This is a genomic window from Fructilactobacillus sp. X2R5C2 (assembly GCF_059901375.1).
On record NZ_JBWXUX010000002.1, the window covers coordinates 334,481 to 357,521 of the forward strand.

A 23,041-nucleotide genomic window follows, 5' to 3' on the forward strand; every position below is an offset into this window, starting at 1 on the left:
CTTTTTTTAAGCATTATCATGTGCAATTTTGGCAGCGGCTGCTCCAGCAAGGGCTCCTACAATATCATCAATAAATGTATTAACCAACTGACCATTAGTATCCAATTCTTTTACAATCCCATTTTTATTGGTATCAATTTCACCATAGTTAGTCACACCAATTGTTCCATAAATAGAAGCAATTCCAAGTGCCAAAGTTTCATCAACTCCAAACACTCCCAAGTCGTGTGAGACGATACTCTCTAGTGGTTCTTCTAACTCGCCTGCTTGAGCTAATCGATCAAGCTCTAGTCCCACCATGGCATTATTTAAAACTTCCCTTTTATGCAGAATGTCATTGACAATTCCACATACATAATCTAAATCAGGAACATTTGAATATTTTCGTTGCAAATCCACCGCAATTTTTGCGATATCTTTAATTGTTACCCCATGCTCATTCAATCGTTTAACCACAAAGTCATACGCTTGAGTATCAGGATATTTATAATCTCTTCGATCTACCATTAATTATCTTCCTCCGTATCTTCAATTCGGGTCATATCATATTCATTTGGATAGTTATCCTCGGAAATCATCATAGAAATTACTTCTTGCTTACGCAGATGATCCTTGATAATTTTATCGACATACAATTCTTTACTAAAAAACTCTTGAAAATGAGTAAAATCTGATAAAAAGTTAAAGTGAAGAATCGTATCACTGCTATTTTTTGAACTTGATATTTCCGTAACTTCTACCATTTTACTCTTTTTCATCTTATCAATTATCGGAATAGCACTATTCTTATAAAATCTTTCAACTTCCGTCAATTCGTGATTAAGTTCTTGAACTTGTTCTTTTAACGACTGACATTTCTGAAAATCGGTATTATTTAACATTTTCATATTACTCAATAAATAATTTTCATCATTGTTAATTAAGGCATTCTTGATATCATCAGTCTTCTGATCGTCATCACCATTGTTCAAGACACTGGCTAGTTCATCAATAGTATTAACATCATAATCATTTTTTAATTGATCCAAATCGGTGACCCAGCTTAAATAATGTTGCTTTCGCTCTTCTAATTCTTCATGGGTGTTGGCCAATTGATTTTTTAACTGATTAAAATAAGCAAATTCAGATATATTCATTTTTTACTCCATTACAGTACAGCAAGTAACATAAACCCAGTTGCGATCAGATTGTTTAAAAAATGAACTCCAATCGAAACTTCAATTTTCCCCGTTTTTTTGTATACGTAAGCTAAAATCATCCCTAGGATGGCATAAATCATAAAGCTAATGACGTTTGAACTCATGTGACCACAAGAAAAAAGCAGGCCACTGAGAACAATTGGTAGCCAGAAAGCATTCTGATTAAAAAAAGCATTGATGAAAAAGCCTCTAAATACTAACTCTTCTAAAACTGGTGATAAAAAAACAGCCGAAATGCTCATTAAAACAAGCACCGTGGTATTACTCTGAAAAAGACTCAGAATCGCATTATTATTTTTCGTACCAACTTGATTGAAAATCAATTTATTAAAAAATTGCAGCACAATTTCAATAATAAAGAAACTCAAAATTGCCATTAAAATAATTTTTAAATCATGAAAAGTAATCTTATGGCTATGCTGACGGTACACACTTCGATAAGCCCAGAATGCCAAACCAATGATCACTAAAAAAAGAGCAAGGTAAAAGGCACCCCAAAGAAATGCTTTTATCCCATGATAATTTTTAATCCCAATCAACTGCACCGGTATTTGGACGGCAAAAATCAATAGGATTAAACCAATAAAAATGACTGCTCTTTTCAAAAAATTAATTAGATTCATTTCCCATTTCATTAATTAAATTCATCTCCAAATTTTCTCACTTACATAGAATACCATAATACCAATCTCTCAGACAAAGGGGGTAATTTTGACTTCATATCCATCATTAACCTTAAAGATTTGAAATGATATACTAAAAGACGTTATTAAACTAAAAGAGGAGCTAAGCATGGTGATTATTACAGCTGGAATGATTGGTGTGGGGAAAACCACCTTAACGGGAAAAATCGCTGCACATTACGGAACAGAGCCCTTCTATGAGCCAGTAGGTGACAATCCTGTCTTGCCACTTTACTATAAGGATCCAAAGCAGTATGGATTTTTACTTCAGATTTATTTCTTAAATAAACGGTTCTCGATGATTAAGAAGGCATTAAAACAAGATAATAATGTGCTTGACCGTTCAATTTACGAAGATGCTTTATTTACCAAAGAAAACAACGCCGAAGGAAACATTTCAGACGTTGAACTTGAAGTGTACTTAAAATTATTAGATAACATGATGGCCGAATTAAAGGAACTTCCAAAAAAGAATCCTGATCTGTTGGTCTATGCTTATAGTGATTTTGATACGATTCTATATCGCATTAAGAAACGTGGTCGTGATTACGAACAGTGGGATAACGATCCTGGCCTGGAAGAATATTACTACAAAATGTGGAAAGCATACCAAAAATGGTATGCAGACTATGACATTAGTCCTAAGATGAAAGTAGATCTGCAAAAATATGATCTAGAAGATCCCAAAAACGTAAAGATAATTTTGAATCAAATTGACGACAAATTAAAAACCATCAGATAAAAAGAACCTCGATCATTTTGATCGAGGTTCTTTTTGTATCTTACTTAGATAATTCATAAATTGATTGACCATAAATGGACATTGCCAGAATCAAATCATTAACTGGCGAATACTCATTAGCCTGATGCATTGTATCTTCAGCTCCAGGGAAAAGTGCCCCAAATGCTACGCCACGCTTCATCATTCGGGCATACGTTCCACCACCAACAACTTCTGGTTGAGCATCATCCTGATCGGTTTGTTCTCGATAGATTCCCATTAATTTCTTAACAATTGGATCCTTTTCATCAACAAAGTGGGGATCCATTTGTGAAATTTGCTTAGTTGTTCCATTGAAACGATCTGCCGCATCCTGCATCTTAGCTAGGATTGTATCAGTAGTAATTCCCTTAGGATACCTGAAATTAGTGTTGACCATTCCTCCGTCTTTGTGACTAAAGTTCATTAATCCAACATTCATGGTTAATTCACCCATTACATCATCCGTAAAATTAAGTCCGAGTTTATGGGCCCGAGAATCATCATGAAGCTTTTCATCAATGAAATTAATAATGTTGGCACCGCTAGTATCAAAACTGTAATCCACCAGAAAATCTGCCAAATAAGTCCCGGCATTGATTCCATTCTTAGGTTCCATCCCATGAGCAGCTTTACCAACGACGGTTAGTTTGATGTTGTCACCCTCAATTTCATAACTTCCAGTAACTGGGACTTTATCTAAGTATTGCTCAAACTGATCTGCCATATTAGATACATTGGCCGCCGTAACCTCAGCTTCAGCATCTCGCGGAACCATGTTTTCACGTAATCCAGCTTTAAAGTTAATCAGAGTATTATCTCCATCACTTTGATTGGAATCAAAATGAGTTTCAAGGGTAACATTCCCTTTTTCACCATTGATTAAAGGGAACTCTGCATCCGGTGAAAAGCCAAACGAAGGAGTTGGCTCGACTTCAAAGTAACGTTTCATACCAGTCCAATCACATTCTTCATCAGTTCCAATAATCAAACGAATCTTCACTTGAGGTTCAATTCCCTCATCCTTAAGCATTTTAAGTCCATAGTAAGCTGCAAGTCCAGGCCCCTTATCATCAGAGACACCTCGTCCAATTGCATTATCTCCATCGATTTTCAACTCAAATGGATTAGTATCCCAACCAGCTCCACCAGGCATTTCGTCTGCATGTGACAAAATTGCCATGGTTTCATCTCCAGAACCATATTCAATGTAACCAACTACATTATCAATGTTCTTGGTGGTAAAGCCATCTCGATCACCAAATTCAAGAAATTGTTGTAGTGCATGTGCTGGACCTGGTCCTAACGGGAACTCATCCGTTGCGTTGTCGAGATCTCTAGAACTATCAATTGAAACTAATTTTTTTAAATCATTTAAATAATCATTTTTATAATCTTGTGCTTTACTTTTCCAGTCAATTGCCATGTTAAAATCCTCCTACGTCATTATTTCTTATTTTAACATAATCAAGAAAGCAGCAACTCGTTTAACCAACATTCAATCTCTGAATGATATAATGCAAACGAGGTGAATAAAATGAAAAAAATTGACAAATCAATCTTAACTAAAACCATTCGAATCCGTCCTAAAAATAGTTTTAAGGGAACTTACGGCAAAATTGCTCTAGTTGGTGGTAATGAAAACTTTGGTGGTGCAATTATCATGAGCTCACTTGGAGCAGTTTACTCAGGCGCTGGACTCACTACCACTATCACAGATCCCACCAATCAAAGTTCTCTTCACGCTTGGCTACCAGAAGCCATGTTTGCAGATTATAACGATACTGATCAAATGGTTCAATTAATTAAATCAATGAAGGTCATTACGATTGGTTCTGGTCTTGGAACTGATGATCATAGTTGCGAAATCATGGAAACCGTCTTTGATACTGTTACTCCAGATCAAATTTTACTAATCGATGGGTCAGCCATTACCATGGTTGCTGAACGCGGCCTCAAACTTCCAGATGCTAAATTAATTTTTACGCCACATCAGATGGAATGGCAGCGTCTTTCAGAAATTAAGATGGCAGATCAAACCGAAGAACGTAATAAGGCCGCTCGTGACAAGATCGGTGGAATTGTCGTTCTCAAATCCGATCGAACTGAAGTTTACACTCCCGATGAAGTCTATCAAAATACGACTGGAACGCCTGCTCAAGCAACTGGTGGTATGGGTGATACCCTTGCTGGAATTATCGGTGGATTTGTAGCCCAATTTGATAACGAAGTTGACGCGGTTTTAGCCGCGGTTTATTCTCATAGTGCCATTGCTGACGAATTGGCAAATACACAGTATGTTGTCCTTCCTCATCAGATTTCAAAGAGACTTCCCCAATTTATGCATGAACACGAAGCATGAAATTAATCATAATAAAAAATGACAGGATTTAAATCCTGTCATTTTTTAATTTTATCGAATGTGTAATAATCTTCTAACACTCTTCATTTTATTTCCTAAAACTCGATCCGCAACCCGGCTCCTTAGTACTAAGAATAAGTACACAAAGCCACCAGCTGCTGTTGCTAAAACAGAAACAAACAAACTAATCAGTGAACTATTGTAATTAAATATCAATCCAAGTCCAAAGTTAGCTCCGTATACAACAATCAAAGCCACCAGATATGTGATTAGTGCAAACGTTAAAATTTTAACTGAGTTAGTTTTAATATCATCTATTTCCAATCCGAATTCACGTTTAAGAGAATGAATAATCAGATAATTAGCAATTGTAAATCCAACTGCAGTAGCCATCAAAGCACCAAATGCACCGAAAAAGTATACAAGCGGAACTTGAGTAACTAATTTAATGATGGTCCCTACCACAAAGTATTTAACAGCACGTTTGTTCTCCGAAATTCCTTGCATTAATGCGGTTACAACGGTAAATAGTCCAAGACTGATCGAAACAATGGCGGAAAATGTTAAAACGTCTGCCCCAAGATCCATATTAGCCGTCCCGTAAAAAGTTCGGTTAATCGGTCCAGCAATGGCAGCCATTCCTAATGCTGCTGGGAACATCACAAATTCAAACAAAATCAACGCATTACTAAGTTGTTTACTAATCGAGTGATTATCACCCTTAGTGCGGGCTTCTGATAACAATGGCACTACGGTAATTGCTAAAGCAGATGCTAACGACACCACAATCATAATTAATTTATTAGCGTTGGCAGCAAAAATTGCATAGATATATTGAAGATTAGTATTAGTGTAATTAGTTGCCCAATGCATAATGTTAAAGAATGAGTATTGATCAATTAACTGAAAGATAGTAATGCCAGAACCTAGAATGATAAAAGGAACCGCTTGACTAATAATCTCCTTATAGAGGTCATTAGTCTTAACGTTGATGGCATTATCACTTGAAGCAATCAATCCTTGAAAATGATCACGTCGGCGCCAGTAGTACCAGCCAAGAGCCAGAAAACCAAAGACTGCACCAACAAAGGCCGCAAACGTCGATTGGGTAACGGCCGTTACCCAACTACCATGAATAATCACCATAATGAAAAAGGCGGAGGCCAACATATAAATGACACGTCCTAATTGCTCAACAAATTGAGACATGGCAGAAGGAGCCATCTGTTGGAACCCTTGAAAGTATCCACGGGTCAAACTCATGGCTGGAATGATTAAAATTGCCCATGCCAATGAACGAATAACTGGAATGGCATTTTTTCCACCACTACCAGCTAAGATAGGCGCACAAAAATAAATCAAAAGAGCACAAACAACTCCGGTCACAACCGAAAGCGTAATTCCCTTTTTATAAAGCTTGGCACTCACTCCATACTCATTTAGAGCATTGTAATGCGCAACTTCTTTGGCAACAGCTGAGGGAATTCCAGCAATAGCAATCGTCAGAAATTCACTATAAATATTGTAACCCATGGTATACAACGTATTAGCAAGCGGGAACAATGAAGCTCCAAAAATCAAACGCCAAGGAATAATATAAATGGCACCAAGGATTCGAGAAAGAATGCTACCAATGGTCATCCAAGCTGATCCTTTAACCATCTTACCTTGAGATTTTTCACTATCTTCAATTTCATCTTTTTCTAATTCATCTTGTTCAAACTCGTTGTTCACAAATTTTCCCCTACTTTCACGTTACAAATATAAATTTTAAACATTTCAAAAAATAATATCAAATTTTCAATGAATAACCTTTTTACTTTGCAACAATATTAACGATTTTCTTTGGAACAACGATCACTTTTCTAACCGTCTTCCCATCAAGGAATGATTTAACGTTTTCATCATCTAAAGCAATTTGTTCGGTCTCATCTTTGCCAGCATCGACGCTCACTTTAATATGACCACGCACTTTACCATTGACCTGAACAACTAGTTCAACTTGATCTTCTTGCAGTTTACTTTCATCAACTTCTGGCCATTGTGAAAGTTCAATTGAGCGATCATGACCCAATTGTTGCCACAATTCTTCAGCCACGTGAGGAGTGATTGGTGAAAGCAGTTTAATAAAGCCTTCCGCATACTTCTTGGGTAATTTGTTAGCTTTATACGCTTCATTAATGAAAACCATCATTTGTGAAATGGCAACGTTAAAACGCATGTTTTCAAAATCGTCAGTAACTTTCTTAACGGTTTGGTTATAAATCTTATCTAGGCTTCCATCATTATCATCAACAATCACATCACTAAGCGTATTATCATCATTCATGTAAAGACGCCAAATTCGTTTGATCCATCGATTAGCTCCAACAATTCCATCCGTATTCCATGGTTTAGATTCAGAAAGTGGGCCCATGAACATTTCATATAATCGCAATGTGTCTGCCCCATACTGTTTAACAATGTCATCTGGGTTAACCACATTGCCTTTAGATTTAGACATCTTTTCGTGATTAGTCCCTAAAATCATTCCCTGGTTAACTAATTTCTGAAATGGTTCTTTAGTAGGAACGACCCCTAAATCATAAAGTACCTTATGCCAGAAACGAGCGTAGAGTAAGTGCAAAACTGCATGTTCAGCCCCACCAACGTATAAATCAATTGGAAGCCAGTACTTAAGTTTTTCTGGATCGGCAATCATCTTATCATTATGAGGATCAACGTATCTTAAGTAATACCAAGAACTTCCTGCCCATTGTGGCATCGTGTTAGTTTCTCGCCTTCCGTGACGTCCATTTTTATCGGTAACGTTAACCCAGTCTGTCAGGTTAGCAAGTGGACTTTCACCAGTTCCAGATGGTTGAATGTCAGCAGTCTTAGGTAATCTTAATGGAAGCTGATCTTCTGGAACAAGTGAGGTAGTGCCATCATCCCAATGAATTACTGGAATGGGTTCACCCCAATAACGTTGACGACTAAAGATCCAGTCACGTAAACGATAATTAACCTTCTTGTTTCCAGCATGATGGTCTTTTAACCATTCGATAATTTTGTCAATGGCTTGTTTTTTATCCATCCCGTCAAGAAAACCAGAATTAATGTGAACTCCATCACCAGTGTAAGCTGCCTCACTAACGTCGCCACCTTCAATAACTGGAACGATTGGCAAATCGAATTTTTTAGCAAAATCAAAATCACGTTGATCGTGTGCCGGAACCGCCATTACTGCTCCAGTTCCATAACTTGGAAGAACATAGTCCCCAATCCAGATTGGAATTCTTTTTCCGTTAACGGGATTAATAGCGTATGCACCAGTAAATACTCCTGATTTATCCTTATTTAAATCAGTCCGTTCCAAATCAGACTTAGAAGCAATCTTGGCCCGATAATTCTCAACTTCAGATTTCTGCTCTGGCGTCATGATCTGATCAACGATTGGATTTTCTGGGGACAGAACTAAATAGGATACTCCATAAATTGTGTCCGGTCGAGTGGTGAACACTTCGATCTTCTGATCTTCTTCATTGACATCAAATGAAATGCTGGCTCCTACCGAACGACCAATCCAGTTCCGCTGCATTTGTTTAATACTTTCAGGCCAGTCTAAATCATCAAGATCATCAAGTAAGCGATCGGCGTACGCGGTAATCTTTAAAACCCATTGCTTCATGGGCTTTCTGTAAACGTCATAACCACCCCGTTCGGTTTTCCCGTTGACAACTTCTTCATTTGAAACGACAGTTCCACCCATAAAGTCAGGTGCCCAATTAACTTCAATCTCGTCTTCATAGGCAAGTCCCATCTTATATAGTTGTTCAAAAATCCATTGAGTCCACTTATAATAGCTAGGGTCAGAAGTATTCACTTCCCGATCCCAATCATAAGAAAATCCTAATGATTTAATTTGTCGTTTAAAATTCTCAATGTTTTTCTTAGTGAAGTCCCGCGGATTATGTCCTGTCTTCAAGGCATATTGCTCAGCTGGTAAGCCAAAAGCATCCCAACCAATTGGATGCAACACGTTTTTGCCCTGCATCCGTTTAAAACGGGCCATGATATCAGTTGCCGTATATCCCTCCGGATGACCAACATGAAGTCCTTGACCAGATGGATAAGGAAACATATCTAAAACATAGTATTTATCTTTTTCTTGTTTATCACTGGTTTTAAAGGTTTGATGATCTTCCCAGTATTTTTGCCATTTCTTTTCAATCTTTGAATGATCGTAAGCCATTAAAGTTCACTCCTTAGTAAAAATTGCCATAAAAAAAGCCTATAGAAACACAATTCTATAGGACGAGGATTCCGCGGTACCACCTAAATTTCTCATAAGAGACTCTTGATTCCATAACGCGGAAAACGTTTAACTTTTAATTCGGTTAAAATTCGATGATAAGTTCAATTATTTCAAATCCAAGTTTACATCACCCACTTGGTTTCTGAAAAATGAAATCAATCTAATAGTTCATCTCAACAATATTAATATATGAATAAATAAACTCTACCAAATTTTCTATAAAAAAACAAGCCAATCTTGATTCCTGATATAATGATGATTGAGGTGTTTACAATGAAACTACAATCAGCGTTAAATTTTAGTCATACCCTACTTAAAAAAGCGGTTAATCCTGGTGATAATATCATTGACGGAACCGCCGGATTGGGACATGACACCCTCTTTTTAGCCCAACTTGTTGGTCAAAAGGGAAAAGTCTTTAGCTTTGACATTCAGCAAAGTGCCATTGATGCCACTAACCATCGAATAAACGAAAATGAGGTTCAACATCAGTGTGAAGTTATTCATGACGGACACGAAAACGTAAAGAAGTACATTAATGATCAACCAATTTCTGCCGCTATCTTTAACCTGGGATACTTACCCACTGGAAATAAAACCATCATAACTAAACCGGCAACAACTCTAAAAGCCGTTTCGGCCATTCTAAATAATTTAACCCCAAATGGCATTATTATTTTAGTTTTATACTATGGACATCCTGGTGGTAAAGAAGAAAAAAATCAGGTCTTAGACTTTGCAGGTAACCTTGATCAACATCAATACAACGTCTTGAAATATCAGTTTATCAATCAAATTAATGATCCACCAATATTAATTGCAATTCAAAAACGAACTAAGTCATCTTAGTTCGTTTTCTTTTGCATTTTTTTATGATCAAACCAGTTAACAACATACGATAGAATAACCAATAATAGGGCCAAAATAAAGATGTTATGAATCGCTGTATAAAGAATCTCATGAAGAACAGGCAGTACTTTTTCAGAAAGATTTACCGCCGTCTGAGGATTAATTAAAGTATTCATCATTTTTAAACTAGTTCCCGGATGGTTACTTACACCCTTCGCCATAGAAGTATTCATCACAATCCCAAAGATAGAGATCATGATCGTCTGGCCTAGTGTTCTACTCAATGTATTAAATGACGACGCTACTCCCACGTGTTCTGGTGGCACTTCATTTTGAACCGTAACGGTTGATGTCGTAATGGTAATTCCAAATCCAGTTCCTAGGACAGCCGATAGAACAAAGAAAATCCAGAATGGCGTAGTAATTGGTAAAAATACCATACAAATAGCCCCAACTAAAATAAAGGATAAACTAAAATTCATAATTTGTTGTGGCCGGTACTTCAAAATCATCTTCCCTGATACAAAAGAACCAATTAACCAGAGAACCGAACTTGGCGTGATGGCAAAGCCGGCCATGGTGGCTTTCAATCCTAAAATTCCTTGTGTCCAATCTGGAAGATAGACCTCATAACCAAAAATAAACCCACTAATCAAAGCAGCAATTAAATTTTGCGTGACAAAAGTCCGACTTTTAAACATTTGAATTGGGATCAAGGGATCAGCAGCGCGCTTTTCTTGTTTATAAAATAAGAAACCGCTCACCAGGGCAACAATTAGACATCCAATTACCATGGCCCAATTAATTGGAGCTTCACTCAAAACTTGAAACATATACATTATTGAAAATAAGAGCACGGCAATTAAAACCACTCCCGGGAGATCCATTTTACTTTCAATTTTCCGTTTTGGTTCATGCAAAAATAGTGCAATTAAAACAATCGTTAAAATTCCAATGGGAACATTAATGAAAAAGACCCAGTGCCATGATAGATTATCAACTAAAAAACCACCAAGTAATGGTGCAACCACGGAAGCAATCCCCCATGCTGAACCATTCAATCCAACGATCTGAGCTCGCTTTTCAAAAGAATACATGTCAGCAATAATGGTAAATGAAACCGGCATAATCACACCAGCACCAACTCCTTGAACCGCACGCCACAAAATCAAAGTCCCCATACTATTGGACATTCCCGACAGCATGGACCCAATAACAAAAACTACAAGTCCAAAGATAAAGACTGATTTACGACCTAACTGATCAGCTAACTTACCATAAATAGGAGTTGCAATTGAGTTTGTCAATAGAAAAATTGAAAAAACCCAGTTCATTAATGAAACTCCGTGAAGATCCCCAACAATCGTAGGCATAGCGGTCGATACAATGGTTCCCTCAACCGCACTCATAAACGTTGCAACAAATAGTGCAATTGTCACAACTTTGACATTTGTTTTACCTTTCATTTTTCATCATCTTTCTAATTGATCAAATAAAAAAGCGACCATTGAAGGTCGTCATTTAAAACTTTATTTAAAATAATCTTGCAGTGCTTTCACCTTGTCAGTGTGCTCCCACGGAAGATCCACATCAGTTCTTCCGAAATGACCATAAGCAGCAGTTTGCTTATAAATTGGTCGTTTTAAATCAAGCATCTTAATGATGCCAGCTGGTCGCAAATCAAAGATTTTTCTAATTGCTTCCACTAGTTGATCATCGGGAACTTTCGAAGTTCCAAACGTGTTAACTGAGATAGATACAGGTTCGGCTACCCCAATTGCATATGCCAATTGAATTTCAATCTTTTTGGCAAGTCCAGCTGCTACAATGTTTTTAGCAATGTAACGAGCGGCATAACTTGCGGAACGATCTACCTTCGTGGCATCCTTTCCAGAAAAAGCGCCACCACCATGATGAGCGGCACCACCATACGTATCAACGATGATTTTTCTTCCCGTCAATCCAGCATCACCCACTGGTCCTCCAACCACAAATTTTCCGGTTGGATTAATTAAATATTTGGTATGATCATCAAGGTATTTGGCAGGAATCGTAGTTTTAATGACCTTCTCAATGACATCTTTTCTAATTTGATCTTGTGTAACATCAGGATCATGTTGAGTACTTAAAACGACAGTATCAACTCGCTTAGGGTTGTCATCTTTATCATATTCGACGGTTACCTCAGCCTTAGCATCAGGACGCAAATAAGGAATTTCATTACTTTTACGCAATTTAGCTAACTTTTGCATTAAGTGATGACTCAATGAAATTGGAAGTGGCATTAATTCCGGCGTCTCACTATCAGCATAACCAAACATAATTCCTTGGTCACCGGCTCCAATCTTATCAAGTGGGTCAACATCCCCGCCACGTGTTTCAACGGACTCATCGACTCCCTGAGCAATATCAGGCGACTGTTCATCAAGTGATACTAAAACAGCAACACTGTCAGCATCAAACCCATATTTTGGGTCATTATATCCAATCTCACGAATGGTATCTCTGACCACTTTTTGAATGTTCACATATGCAGTAGTTGAAATTTCTCCAAATACTAAAACTAATCCCGTAGTAACAGATGTTTCACAGGCAACTCGAGCATCTGGATCTTTTTTTAAAATTGCATCCAAAATTGCATCACTAATCTGATCAGCAACCTTATCAGGATGACCTTCTGAAACTGATTCAGAAGTAAATAAACGCTTCTCTGACATTTTTATTCCCCCTATGATTGGTGGTTACAAGGCAACTTCACTTTCGTGAATCCTATCGGGAATCTGCTCATAACTGTATAATAATAACATATTTATAAGTAATTAAAAAGCTCATAAAATCTCCATTGTACAAATTTCGATAATTGATTAACATAGATTTATCAATATAAAAAGGACACTATTATGAAAACTTTTATTGAAAAGAATCAAACCGCGGTTAAGGCGGTCATCTTATTCGTTTTTATCATTTTAAATACCCTAATCTGGCTATTTGCCTCTCAAGTAGATCTTTTATCAGTTCATTGGACCACTCGGCTCGTAGTTTTAGTGATCTCAGAATTTTTATGGTCCGCTTCTCTATTACTTTTTATCATCCATTATGATCCTCGAATCAATCTCTTATTAAATGTAATTCCAGTGGTGCTATCATTAATTACGTTATTCCCAATTCTGTTAACCATTTTGTTTGCCATCCTCGGAATTACTAATATTATTGTGATGATTCCAAAATTTAAGCTGGAAAATTATTATGGTTTAGTTTGTTTTTCATTTCTCAATTCAATTGCACCTGTAATTTCTTTTTGTTATCTGGATAATCAATATCTAGAATCAAGTGTTCTAGTCAACGTTGGTATTCTATTCTGTCTATACTGCCTGTTCTTTGTACCCTTCTTTCATTATCGTCTTGAAAGTAAATTGAATTTTATTTTTATTTTGATTTTTGCTGGATTTTTACTAGCTAATTTCTCAATCGTTAAATGTATTATTTTAATCGCCCTGGTCTTAATTTCATATGGAATTCAGATTTTTAGCGAAAAAGAAAATCCTGAAAATTGTTTGCTTTCATTTATAATCATTGGACTTGCTGCTTTTATATAAAAAATGGACTTCAGATTACTGAAGTCCATTTTTGTTTATTGTAATGAAATAGCATCCAAAAACTCTTTAATTCTTGGTGAAGGATTATTAAAGAATTCATCCTTAGAACCGTCAAAGATCTTTTCACCATTCTCAATAAAAAGCATTTTATCTGCTGATAATTTTGCAAATTCAATGTTATGGGTAATCATGATCATTGATTGACCCTGCTGAGCTAATTCTTCCAGCATTTCTAATACTTGCGTTTCAAGTTCTGGATCAAGTGCACTCGTTGGTTCGTCCAACAGAATGTATTTTGGCTTAACTGCCAGAGCTCTACAAATTGAAATCCGCTGTTGCATTCCACCTGATAACTCATCAGGATAAAAATTAGCGTATTTCTCAAGACCAACTCGCTTTAACAATTCATTTGCTTGCGCAATGGCCTCTTTCTTAGGAACCTTATGAACATGAATTGGAGCAGCTGTGATGTTATCAATCACACGCAAATTAGGAAAAAGATTCCAATTTTGAAACACCATACTGGTTTGTGCACGGAGTTCTTTACTCTGCTTGCTGGTGATTTTATCCGCATAGTTCAACGAAAAATTAGGGAAACTAATTATCCCGGAATCTGGATGAACCAACAAATCCAACGAACGGAGTAAAGTTGACTTTCCCGACCCAGAAGGACCAACGATTACGGTTGTTTTCCCCTCTGGAAATTCAGTACTAATATTATCAAGGACCGTCTTTCCGTCATATTTTTTTACGATATCTTTGATTTTAATCATTAGCCTTCATCCCCCTTTAAATATCTTGAAGAACGTTTCTCGAGATAATGTTGAAGGATCGTTAAAATACTGCACAAAATGGCATAGAGAGCAGCTACTTCGGTATACATAAGTAGTGGCTGATAGTTGTGAGCCGCAATCTGTTGACTAACCTGAAACATTTCAGTGATAGTAATTGTACTTGCCAAGGAAGTATCCTTAACTAATCCGATGAATTCATTAGATAGTGGTGGAAGTACAATTCGAGCTGCTTGTGGAAAAATGATATACCAAAGGGTCTGAGTAGTACTAAAACCAAGTGTATAAGCCGCATCCCATTGATCTTGGGGAACTGACATTAAAGCTGAACGAATTGTTTCTGAAGCATATGCACCCGTATTTAATGAAAATCCAATTACAGCAGCTGTAAACGCTGGAATTTCAAAATTAAAACCAGGGATGAAATTTTGCAGATTAGGTAATCCAAAATAAATGATAAACAACTGAACCAACAACGGAGTGGAACGAAAAGCCCACACATACACATCCGCAATTACTCTTAAAATTCCCCAAATAGATCTAACAAATGCATTTCCATGAGGCTTCAAGAATTTTATTAATGCAGTCACAATCGCAAGAATCAAACCAAAAAAGAAAGAAATAATGGTTAGCGGAATGGTGTATTTAATCATTGCTTCTAGAAGACTAGGCAATGATGAAATGATAATGTCCCACATAATTCTTTAATCTCCTAACTAAACTAAATATTATTTATCTGTAATATTTTCTCCAAAGTACTTCATTGATAGACGCTTCAAAGTCCCATCTTTTCGAAGTTCATTGAGCGCTTTGTCCATCTGTTTGTTCAATTTAGCGGACTTCTTATTCATCATTGGGGCAATTTCACCTTGAGGAATGATATTTGTTGGAATTAGTTTAGCTTGTAGATCGGTATCCTTGTGACTAGCATACCAAGTTTGCCATGCTGGTTGAGCATTGACTGCTCCGCTAACTCGTCCTTGATCAATCATTTGCATTGAAGTATTAAATTCTGGTGATGAAACTGGCTTAGCATGAAGCTTTTCGGCGTTGTCCCAGTTGTCAGTTCCTGTTCCTTCAGCAACTTTCTTACCCTTAAAGTCCTGAGCACTCTTGATTGGTGAACCCTTCTTAGTAATCATGATCGACTTTGAGTAAATGTAAGGAGTTGCAAAACGATACTGCTTCTTACGTGAAGGGTTAATTGCCATATTGTTAAAGATGACATCGTATGAATTAGAATTTAACCCTTGGATTAATGAGTCCCATCCAGTTAATTTGTATTGAACCTTCATGCCCATCTTCTTAGCAACATCCTTAGCAAGGTCAACTTCAAATCCAGTTAATTTACCGTTTTTATCCTTGTAGGAATAAGGAGCATAAGTTCCCTCCATTCCAACAGTTAACGTGCCAGGCTTCTTAGTTTCTGATTGTTTCCCACAAGCAGTAACAGTTAGTGCTAAAGCAGCAACACCTGTCAGTAAAAGTAACGGCCATCTTTTCTTCATAATTAAAATCCCCATTCATTAAAATATGTTGTACAAAATTAATTAATTCACTATGTTTATTTTACTCTAAAAATTTAAACAGACAAGTAACTTTCTCATGACGCTACCTCCTAAATTGATCATAAATGAACACAAAAAAGAGGACTGGATCCACCAGTCCTCTCATAACTATAATTATTATAATAAAATAATATCATTTATAGAGAAGCCTTTTAGTGCATACCAAAATTGTCGTTAGATTGTTTTAAATCTTTTTTACAACAACAAGGTTTACACATAATTACTTCTCCTTTCGTATTCATCAATATGAAATTATAATATTACTATTTCTTTACTGGGTCAATAGTTTGATCTTCAAGATCTGGATCATCTTGTTCATCCTTTGGTAAAAGAAGGTTTAAAACAATTCCAATGACAGTAGCTAAAGCTACTCCTGTAAATTGAAAACTTCCGATTTGAATGTAGGCATTCCCAATTCCAATTACCAAAATAACCGATGCAATCATTAAATTACGCTTTTTATCCATGTCTAACTTATTATCAATCATTACTTTGACACCATTAGCGGCAATTGTTCCAAACAAGAGAAAACTAATCCCACCAATTACAGGAAGTGGCATTTGCATGATAAGAACATTCAATTTGTTGACAAAGGCAAAAATCATTGCAAAAATTGCCGCACCAACAATTACCCAAACACTGTAAACTTTAGTAATCGCCATCACTCCGATGTTTTCACCATAACTAGTCACGGCTGGTCCACCAAGAATTCCAGCAGCAAGGGATGCTGCTCCATCTCCTGCAAGGGTTCGATTAAGGCCCGGATCTTTGAAGAAATCCTTATGAGTCATTTCGCCTAATACCATTAAATGCCCCATGTGTTCAGTCATGGTTACAAAGGCAATCGGAGCCATAATCAGGATGGCATTCCAATCAAATTTAAAACCCCTTTCGGTTCCAATGAGGTGAAATGGCGGAATTTTAAACCATGGAGCAGCCACGATGGCGTGAATATCTACCAATCCACAAGCCACTGAGATCAAATAACCACAAACAATGGCCAATAAAATGGGAATTAAGCCCAAAAAGCCCTTGAGTTTGACGTTAAAGAAAATAGCTAAAAACAGGGTCGCCATTGCGATTCCAAAAAAGACTAAGCTATACTTTCCATGATCCATCATCGCATTTTGGGCAGCACTTCCAGCAAGCGATAATCCAATTACCATCACAATGGGTCCTACTACGACCGGTGGTAAAATCTTATCAATCCAATTAGAACCAATAAATGAAATAATCGTAGCCACAATTACGTAAACCAATCCCACAGCTACTACTCCTTGAGAAACTCCAGCAATTCCAGTCGTTTTCATTAGAGCCATCATTGGGGTTACAAATGCGAAACTTGATCCCATGTAGGCGGGAATTTTCCCCTTCGTAATTAAAACATGGAGCAAAGTTCCGATTCCTGATGCAAACAGAGCAATACTTGGACTTAACCCAACTAACAATGGAACGATCACAGTACTACCAAACATTGAAAACATGTGCTGTAAGGAAAGCCCAATCCATTTTAATGGTGTGGGTCGATCATGAATTCCTAATACATAGTCCTTTTTCTGATTCATTTTCTACTGACATCCCTTCTAATAAAAAACTGCCGTCCATTTGGGCAGCAGTTCTCGATTAGATAAAGTTATACAGTTTCACTTTAAAAGTCGAAATCTTGCTGCCTCACTGGACAAACTTAAAGATTCATTTAACTAAAACAATATCTTTTTTATTTTTATTTGTCAATAAAATTTCTAAATCAAAATGATAACGGAGCGCCTTATGACACCATGTTTAACGGACTTTACTCATTATCTAATCCTACATTTAAAACACAAGCACCTTTTAGATCACCCTTAGCAACCCGTTTTAGTGCTTCATCTGCTTTAGCAAGTGGAAATTCAGTTACATCAGGTTCGATGTGTAAACGATCAGCTAAAGTTAAAAATTCTTCACCATCACTTCTTGTATTACTTTCAACACTGGTTAAATTCTTTTCATGAAAGATATGATCCTCGTAACTCATTTGCGGAATATCAGACATGTGAATTCCAGCTAAGGCAAGGGTCCCACCAGGAGCTAAACTTTCTAGAGCATTGGGAACGGCTTCTCCAACTGGTGCAAAAATAATGGACGAATCTAGAGGAACCGGCGACACATCATAAGTGTTATTTACTGATTTAGCTCCAAGTGACAGCGCAAACTTTTTGGCGTCCTCACCCCGAGTGAAAACGTGAACTTCAATTCCTTGATCAATTGCTAATTGAGCAGTGATATGGGCTGAACCACCAAATCCATAGATTCCGAGAGTACCTCCAGCTGGGATGTTGGCTCTCTCGAAAGCACGATAACCAATAATTCCCGCACAGAGAAGTGGAGCAGCTCTGAGTGAATTAAACCGTTCTGGAATTCGATATGCAAATCCCTCGGGAACGGTCGTATATTCTTCATATCCACCATCATGGTCCCATCCCGTGTACTTAGAATAAGGGCATAAGTTTTCTCTACCAGAACGACAATATTTACATACCCCACAGGTCTTTCTTAACCATGGAATTCCAATTCGTTCACCGATTTTAAATCTGCGAGTATGAGGACCATTTTTAACTACTTTACCAATAATTTCATGACCTGGTGTTAAATTCTTCTTATGAACTGGAAGATCACCTTCGGTAACATGAAGGTCTGTGTGACAAACTCCACATGTCAATACTTTAACGAGGACCTCACCGTCACCCGGCGTTGGTACTTCTTTTCTTACGTACTTCAATGGTGATTTATCCCCATTAATTGGGCCTGGTTTAACGATCTCCCATGCATTCATGGTTTTAGGAATATTAATCTTAGTTTCTTCTACCATTACAATTCCCTCCTCAATTAATCTTCGCGTTCATCGTATCACAAGATAATTTAAAATAAAGTAATCTAACTAAGAACTAATCAAAATAAGTCTGAATCTTTTCAGGTTGTTTTTGAACCAATATTTTTCCATTTCTAATTGAATATAAGAGTGTCTTTCTTTCGTTAATTTCATTATAAAAATTATCAGTATCAAAAATTAAAAAGCTAGCTGGTTTCCCCTCATCGATCCCATAATGATCACTTATATGAAGTGTTTTAGAAGCATTAGTGGTAACTAACTTATATGAATCCATAATTTGATGATAACCCATCAATTGACTTGCTAGGATTCCAACGTAAAGTGCATCAAGCATATTGCCATTTCCCATGGGATACCATGGATCTTTAATATCATCTTCACCAAATGATACGTTAATTTCATGCTCTAAAAGTTCTTTCACTCGGGTTAAGCCACGTCGTTTTGGATATGTATCAAAATGTCCTCCTAAATGCATATTAACCAACGGATTAGCTACCATATTAATTTGGGACATCCTTAGTAACCGCATGAGTTTGTCGGCGTAAGCGTCATTATAAGACCCAAGAGCAGTGGTATGACTAGCAGTTACTCGATCCTTCATTCCAGATTCATAGGCTAAGGTGGCAAGAACCTCTAAATTTCTGGAATTAGGATCATCAATTTCATCACAATGAACATCAACCAATCGATCATATTTTTTAGCTAAATTCATTAAAAACTCTAATGAATCACGCCCATAATACTGATTAAATTCATAATGAGGAATTCCACCCACGGCATCGACACCCATTTTAACGGCTTCTTCAAGTAATTTCTTCCCATTAGGAAAAGAGAGAATCCCTTCCTGAGGAAAAGCAACTAGTTGTAAGTCAATGAAGTCAGATACTTCTTCGCGGACTTCAAGTAACGCTTTAAGGGCGGTAAAATCGGGATCAGTCGTATCAACATGACTTCGGACAAATTGAATTCCATGTTTAGCTTGGTTTTTTAGGGTTTGGATGGCACGACTTTTTACATCTTGTGCAGATAGACTCTTCTTTCGATCAGCCCAAATGGAAATTCCTTCAAATAATGTCCCACTTTCATTAAAACGTGGTTCCCCTGCTGTCAGGGTTGAATCCAAATGAACATGTGAATCGACAAATGGCGGAATAATTAGTTTTTCATTGGCATCGATAACTTTTTCCTCTGGAGCATCAATGTGATTAGCAATTCGTTTAATTTTTCCATCCTTAATTAAAAGATCCTGCTTTTGCTTGGAATTTTCAATATAACCTTGTTTAATAATCATCTTAATTGCCTCGTCTTTCTGAAATACGACCAATCATATAGTAAAGAATTGCAATAATTCCCATCACAATAAATGTGGCTCCAATGGTATTTTTTATAATTGAAACGTTTTTTAAAGCTAAGTATAACAAAACACCTAAAACCCAAAGTCCAAACGCAAACCAATTTACACCATGACTATACCAAAATTCTCCCTTGGGATCACCAAATGAACTCAAATTATAATCACGATCATTAAGTAAGAAATAATCAACTAGCATAATTGAAATAATTGGACCTAAAAACATCCCAATATAATCTAGAAAAGCGGTAAAAGCTGATAGGAAACTGCCACTTAAAAGAGGAATGAAAGTTAAAGCCATCGCAACAATCGTTACAATTAATAAAGAATGTTTCAAAGTTATTTTATGATTCATATTGGTTAAAGCAGAACCAGCAGCCTGAAGATTAACGGCATTAGCAGTCATACTAGTCAAAACAATTACAATCATTGCAATGATTCCTAACCCTAGTTTATTGGCTACTGTACTTGGGTCAGAATTATTAGGATCATAAACCCCAGATGTAATGGCAATACTAATTGTGGTACATAATCCAATTGAAGCAAAACTCACGGCACCAAGCAAAGCACCCCAAAATGGTGCACTTGTTGAAACTTTTTTCTTATTGGTAAATCGTGTGAAATCAGCTCCACTAGTTACCCACGCCAAATTAAATGCGGCTAAACTATCAATGGCAGCTCCAAACGGCATTTGATCTTTCTTAGGAACTACCCAATGAGATAATTGAGAAAGTGAGACATCTTTAAAGACGGCTATTGCTTCCCATATTACAAAAATAATGACAAGAATGATTCCAACTCTTTCAATGACTCTAATAGATCGTTGTCCCGCGATAACGCTTAGAATATGTAAAATACTCATAACTAAAATTCCAATTACTAATCCGAACGTGCCACCTGGCTTCCCGAAAATTGGCCACCCAAAGAACGTGTTAAAAATATATGATAATGACGTAGCCGCAATGAATGTATTAACAGCTGTCCACCCCATAAACATGACTAGATTAATGATGGAAGGAATGATACTTCCCCGGATTCCAAAGGTTGCTCGACTCAACGTAGTAGTGGATAGACCCGTTTGGTACCCTTCATATCCAATTAAACTAAGAAACAGATAAGAAACAACGGAGGCAAGCACTAGAGCACTAGAGCACTAAAACCACCCCAAAGTCCACAGGCGGCAATAATTCCACCAATAAACCACGTTCCATTATTAGCATTGGCACCAAACCAGTTTGCAAACATATCCCAGTAACCCATATTCCGTTCACTCATGGGAATTGGATGAACCTCATATTTATTATCTTGCGCCATTCTTCTCCTCCTTAACTTATAATTAAAGCATTACATTGCTTTAATTATAGTAATCCACAAGATAATTGAAAAGGTAAAATTCATTGATGAAACAATAATTGGAATTCTAAAGGGAAGAGCGTATCATAAATAATAGTTTAATTAAGGAGTGATAATTATGCTTGGAAGCCGCGAAGCTAGAATTAAACGCGATAAATTAAGAATTAAAAAGCAAAAGCTTAAATTAAAGAAACAAAAGTTAAAACTTAAAAAGCTCAAAATAAAGTTAAAAAATAAAAGAAAATAGAGAACACCAGGAATGGTGTTCTCTATTTTTATATACGAAACCATATATTATAATTTTGGACACAAAAACAGGTCTAAGCCCGGGCAGTTAAATAAATTAACAACAATGAAGGATCAACAGAACCTTAATGTACTCGGACTCATCCCTGCATCATTAGTATATGCTAGATTCATCAAAATTAGCAAGCAAAAAGACTTAAAGATAATTACTATTTCAACCTTAAACACTCCTATTTAAATAAAAACAAATTAAATTGGAGATAATAAAAAAGAACATTAGTTTTAAAAAACTAATGTTCTTCTATGTAACTATGTTTATACCGGAGGTGGGGTTCGAACCCACACGATCGCAATGATCACTGGATTTTGAGTCCAGCGCGTCTGCCAGTTCCGCCACTCCGGCATGCTAATGATTGCTAAAGCAGTAAAACAAAGGCGGTAACCGGATTTGAACCGGTGATGAAGGTTTTGCAGACCTCTGCCTTACCACTTGGCTATACCGCCATAAAGGCACTAAGCCTTAAATAACTGCCCTTCCCTACTGGAACCAAGCAATCAAAAGGGCGGTAGGTGGGAATCGAACCCACGCGTGTCGGTACCACAAACCGATGTGTTAACCACTTCACCACTACCGCCATAACATCATAAACAGGGATAGTAGGAATTGAACCCACATCAACGGTTTTGGAGACCGGTATACTACCGTTGTACGATATCCCTATAAATAAAATGGAAGGAAGTGGATTTGAACCACCGAACCCGAAGGAGCGGATTTACGGTCCGCCGCGTTTAGCCAGACTTCGCTATCCTTCCATATAATGGCGCGGGACAGAATCGAACTGCCGACACACGGAGCTTCAATCCGTTGCTCTACCAACTGAGCTACCGAGCCATTGTCTTTTATGACATTTACAATAATAAAACTATTTAATTAATGTTGCAAGTGTTTCTACAACAAACGGTCCGTACGAGACTCGAACTCGTGATCTCCTGCGTGACAGGCAGGCGTCCTGAACCAACTAGACCAACGGACCATATGTTATGGAGGATACAGGGATCGAACCTGTGACCTCCTGCTTGTAAGGCAGATGCTCTCCCAGCTGAGCTAATCCTCCAA

General features: G+C 37.1%; 18 protein-coding genes, 8 tRNA genes, 1 pseudogene, 1 riboswitch and 1 other annotated feature. Of the genes and pseudogenes, 4 read left to right on the top strand and 23 right to left on the bottom strand.

Going from position 1 to position 23,041, the window contains the following annotated elements; genetic code table 11:
* Positions 1-6: 6 nt before the first annotated feature.
* The 3 genes from AC6UD2_RS04270 to AC6UD2_RS04280 are packed head-to-tail and all read right to left on the bottom strand — an operon-like array spanning position 7 to position 1,804.
* Positions 7-507: a phosphatidylglycerophosphatase A family protein gene (locus AC6UD2_RS04270; RefSeq protein ID WP_010021706.1), complete on the bottom strand. Its 501-nt coding sequence runs from the start codon at positions 505-507 to the stop codon at positions 7-9.
* Positions 507-1,136 carry a hypothetical protein gene (locus AC6UD2_RS04275; RefSeq protein ID WP_500698125.1) on the bottom strand — a complete coding sequence of 210 codons (630 nt, stop codon included), beginning with the start codon at positions 1,134-1,136 and terminating at the stop codon, positions 507-509. The genes AC6UD2_RS04270 and AC6UD2_RS04275 overlap by 1 nt, the downstream gene beginning before the upstream one ends.
* Before the next feature lie 11 nt (positions 1,137-1,147).
* Positions 1,148-1,804 carry a CPBP family glutamic-type intramembrane protease gene (locus tag AC6UD2_RS04280; RefSeq protein ID WP_500698126.1) on the bottom strand — a complete coding sequence of 219 codons (657 nt, stop codon included), beginning with the start codon at positions 1,802-1,804 and terminating at the stop codon, positions 1,148-1,150.
* Between the two features lie 187 nt (positions 1,805-1,991).
* On the opposite strand from AC6UD2_RS04280, the gene AC6UD2_RS04285 reads away from it, so the two are divergent.
* Positions 1,992-2,624, top strand: coding sequence for a deoxynucleoside kinase (locus AC6UD2_RS04285; RefSeq protein WP_500698127.1), 633 nt, complete (start codon positions 1,992-1,994; stop codon positions 2,622-2,624).
* Between the two features lie 40 nt (positions 2,625-2,664).
* Here the strand turns inward: AC6UD2_RS04285 and pepV are convergent, their stop codons facing one another.
* Positions 2,665-4,068 (bottom strand): dipeptidase PepV, encoded by a 1,404-nt coding sequence (gene pepV, locus AC6UD2_RS04290; RefSeq protein ID WP_500698128.1) that lies wholly within the window; start codon positions 4,066-4,068, stop codon positions 2,665-2,667.
* Between the two features lie 111 nt (positions 4,069-4,179).
* On the opposite strand from pepV, the gene AC6UD2_RS04295 reads away from it, so the two are divergent.
* Positions 4,180-5,004 (top strand): NAD(P)H-hydrate dehydratase, encoded by an 825-nt coding sequence (locus AC6UD2_RS04295; protein ID WP_500698129.1) that lies wholly within the window; start codon positions 4,180-4,182, stop codon positions 5,002-5,004.
* Positions 5,005-5,055: 51 nt separating this feature from the next.
* Here AC6UD2_RS04295 and AC6UD2_RS04300 read toward each other — a convergent pair whose 3' ends face one another.
* Together AC6UD2_RS04300 and leuS are read right to left on the bottom strand one after the other, a co-directional pair.
* Positions 5,056-6,738 (bottom strand): putative polysaccharide biosynthesis protein, encoded by a 1,683-nt coding sequence (locus AC6UD2_RS04300; RefSeq protein ID WP_191978914.1) that lies wholly within the window; start codon positions 6,736-6,738, stop codon positions 5,056-5,058.
* Positions 6,739-6,820: 82 nt separating this feature from the next.
* Positions 6,821-9,238, bottom strand: a complete 2,418-nt coding sequence (gene leuS / locus AC6UD2_RS04305) for a leucine--tRNA ligase (protein ID WP_500698130.1) — start codon at positions 9,236-9,238, stop codon at positions 6,821-6,823.
* Between the two features lie 55 nt (positions 9,239-9,293).
* Positions 9,294-9,487: a binding site (T-box leader), on the bottom strand.
* Between the two features lie 87 nt (positions 9,488-9,574).
* Between leuS and mnmM the strand changes: the two genes are divergently transcribed.
* Complete coding sequence (gene mnmM, locus AC6UD2_RS04310; RefSeq protein WP_500698131.1) at positions 9,575-10,150, top strand: tRNA 5-(aminomethyl)-2-thiouridylate-methyltransferase MnmM; 576 nt, start codon at positions 9,575-9,577, stop codon at positions 10,148-10,150.
* Here the strand turns inward: mnmM and AC6UD2_RS04315 are convergent.
* Both AC6UD2_RS04315 and metK read right to left on the bottom strand, forming a co-directional pair.
* Entirely contained in the window at positions 10,147-11,616 is a 1,470-nt protein-coding gene (locus AC6UD2_RS04315; protein WP_010021719.1) for an MDR family MFS transporter, read from the bottom strand. The two genes, mnmM and AC6UD2_RS04315, sit on opposite strands and share 4 nt — an antisense overlap.
* Positions 11,617-11,679: 63 nt before the next feature.
* Positions 11,680-12,867, bottom strand: a complete 1,188-nt coding sequence (metK, locus tag AC6UD2_RS04320; RefSeq protein ID WP_500698132.1) for a methionine adenosyltransferase — start codon at positions 12,865-12,867, stop codon at positions 11,680-11,682.
* Positions 12,865-12,945: riboswitch (SMK box riboswitch) on the bottom strand. Its footprint overlaps the gene before it by 3 nt.
* A gap of 105 nt (positions 12,946-13,050) precedes the next feature.
* Between metK and AC6UD2_RS04325 the strand changes: the two genes are divergently transcribed.
* On the top strand, positions 13,051-13,746 hold the full coding sequence (locus AC6UD2_RS04325) for a hypothetical protein (protein WP_500698133.1): 696 nt from the start codon (positions 13,051-13,053) through the stop codon (positions 13,744-13,746).
* Positions 13,747-13,781: 35 nt separating this feature from the next.
* Here AC6UD2_RS04325 and AC6UD2_RS04330 read toward each other — a convergent pair whose 3' ends face one another.
* The 15 genes and pseudogenes from AC6UD2_RS04330 to AC6UD2_RS04400 form a co-directional block, all read right to left on the bottom strand.
* Positions 13,782-14,519 (bottom strand): amino acid ABC transporter ATP-binding protein, encoded by a 738-nt coding sequence (locus AC6UD2_RS04330; RefSeq protein ID WP_500698134.1) that lies wholly within the window; start codon positions 14,517-14,519, stop codon positions 13,782-13,784.
* A complete protein-coding gene (locus AC6UD2_RS04335; protein ID WP_500698135.1) occupies positions 14,519-15,235 on the bottom strand; it encodes an amino acid ABC transporter permease in 717 nt (238 codons plus the stop codon). Before AC6UD2_RS04335 ends, AC6UD2_RS04330 begins: the two co-directional genes overlap by 1 nt.
* A 30-nt stretch (positions 15,236-15,265) precedes the next feature.
* Positions 15,266-16,045 carry a transporter substrate-binding domain-containing protein gene (locus AC6UD2_RS04340; protein WP_500698136.1) on the bottom strand — a complete coding sequence of 260 codons (780 nt, stop codon included), beginning with the start codon at positions 16,043-16,045 and terminating at the stop codon, positions 15,266-15,268.
* 323 nt (positions 16,046-16,368) lie between these two features.
* Positions 16,369-17,670 (bottom strand): uracil-xanthine permease family protein, encoded by a 1,302-nt coding sequence (locus AC6UD2_RS04345; RefSeq protein ID WP_500698137.1) that lies wholly within the window; start codon positions 17,668-17,670, stop codon positions 16,369-16,371.
* A 227-nt stretch (positions 17,671-17,897) separates the two neighbouring features.
* Positions 17,898-18,953: a zinc-dependent alcohol dehydrogenase family protein gene (locus AC6UD2_RS04350; RefSeq protein ID WP_500698138.1), complete on the bottom strand. Its 1,056-nt coding sequence runs from the start codon at positions 18,951-18,953 to the stop codon at positions 17,898-17,900.
* A gap of 76 nt (positions 18,954-19,029) precedes the next feature.
* A complete protein-coding gene (gene codA / locus AC6UD2_RS04355) occupies positions 19,030-20,265 on the bottom strand; it encodes a cytosine deaminase (RefSeq protein WP_500698139.1) in 1,236 nt (411 codons plus the stop codon).
* 1 nt (position 20,266) lies between these two features.
* Positions 20,267-21,639, bottom strand: a pseudogene (locus AC6UD2_RS04360) (purine-cytosine permease family protein).
* 603 nt (positions 21,640-22,242) lie between these two features.
* A tRNA-Leu gene (locus AC6UD2_RS04365) sits at positions 22,243-22,327 on the bottom strand.
* A 30-nt stretch (positions 22,328-22,357) separates the two neighbouring features.
* Positions 22,358-22,428: transfer RNA gene (locus AC6UD2_RS04370), tRNA-Cys, on the bottom strand.
* A 58-nt stretch (positions 22,429-22,486) separates the two neighbouring features.
* Positions 22,487-22,559 (bottom strand) — tRNA-His (locus tag AC6UD2_RS04375).
* A 14-nt stretch (positions 22,560-22,573) separates the two neighbouring features.
* Positions 22,574-22,644, bottom strand: a tRNA-Trp gene (locus tag AC6UD2_RS04380).
* Positions 22,645-22,654: 10 nt separating this feature from the next.
* A tRNA-Tyr gene (locus AC6UD2_RS04385) sits at positions 22,655-22,737 on the bottom strand.
* 6 nt (positions 22,738-22,743) lie between these two features.
* Positions 22,744-22,816, bottom strand: a tRNA-Phe gene (locus AC6UD2_RS04390).
* 67 nt (positions 22,817-22,883) lie between these two features.
* Positions 22,884-22,958: transfer RNA gene (locus tag AC6UD2_RS04395), tRNA-Asp, on the bottom strand.
* 8 nt (positions 22,959-22,966) lie between these two features.
* Positions 22,967-23,039 (bottom strand) — tRNA-Val (locus tag AC6UD2_RS04400).
* Between the last annotated feature and the right edge of the window lie 2 nt (positions 23,040-23,041).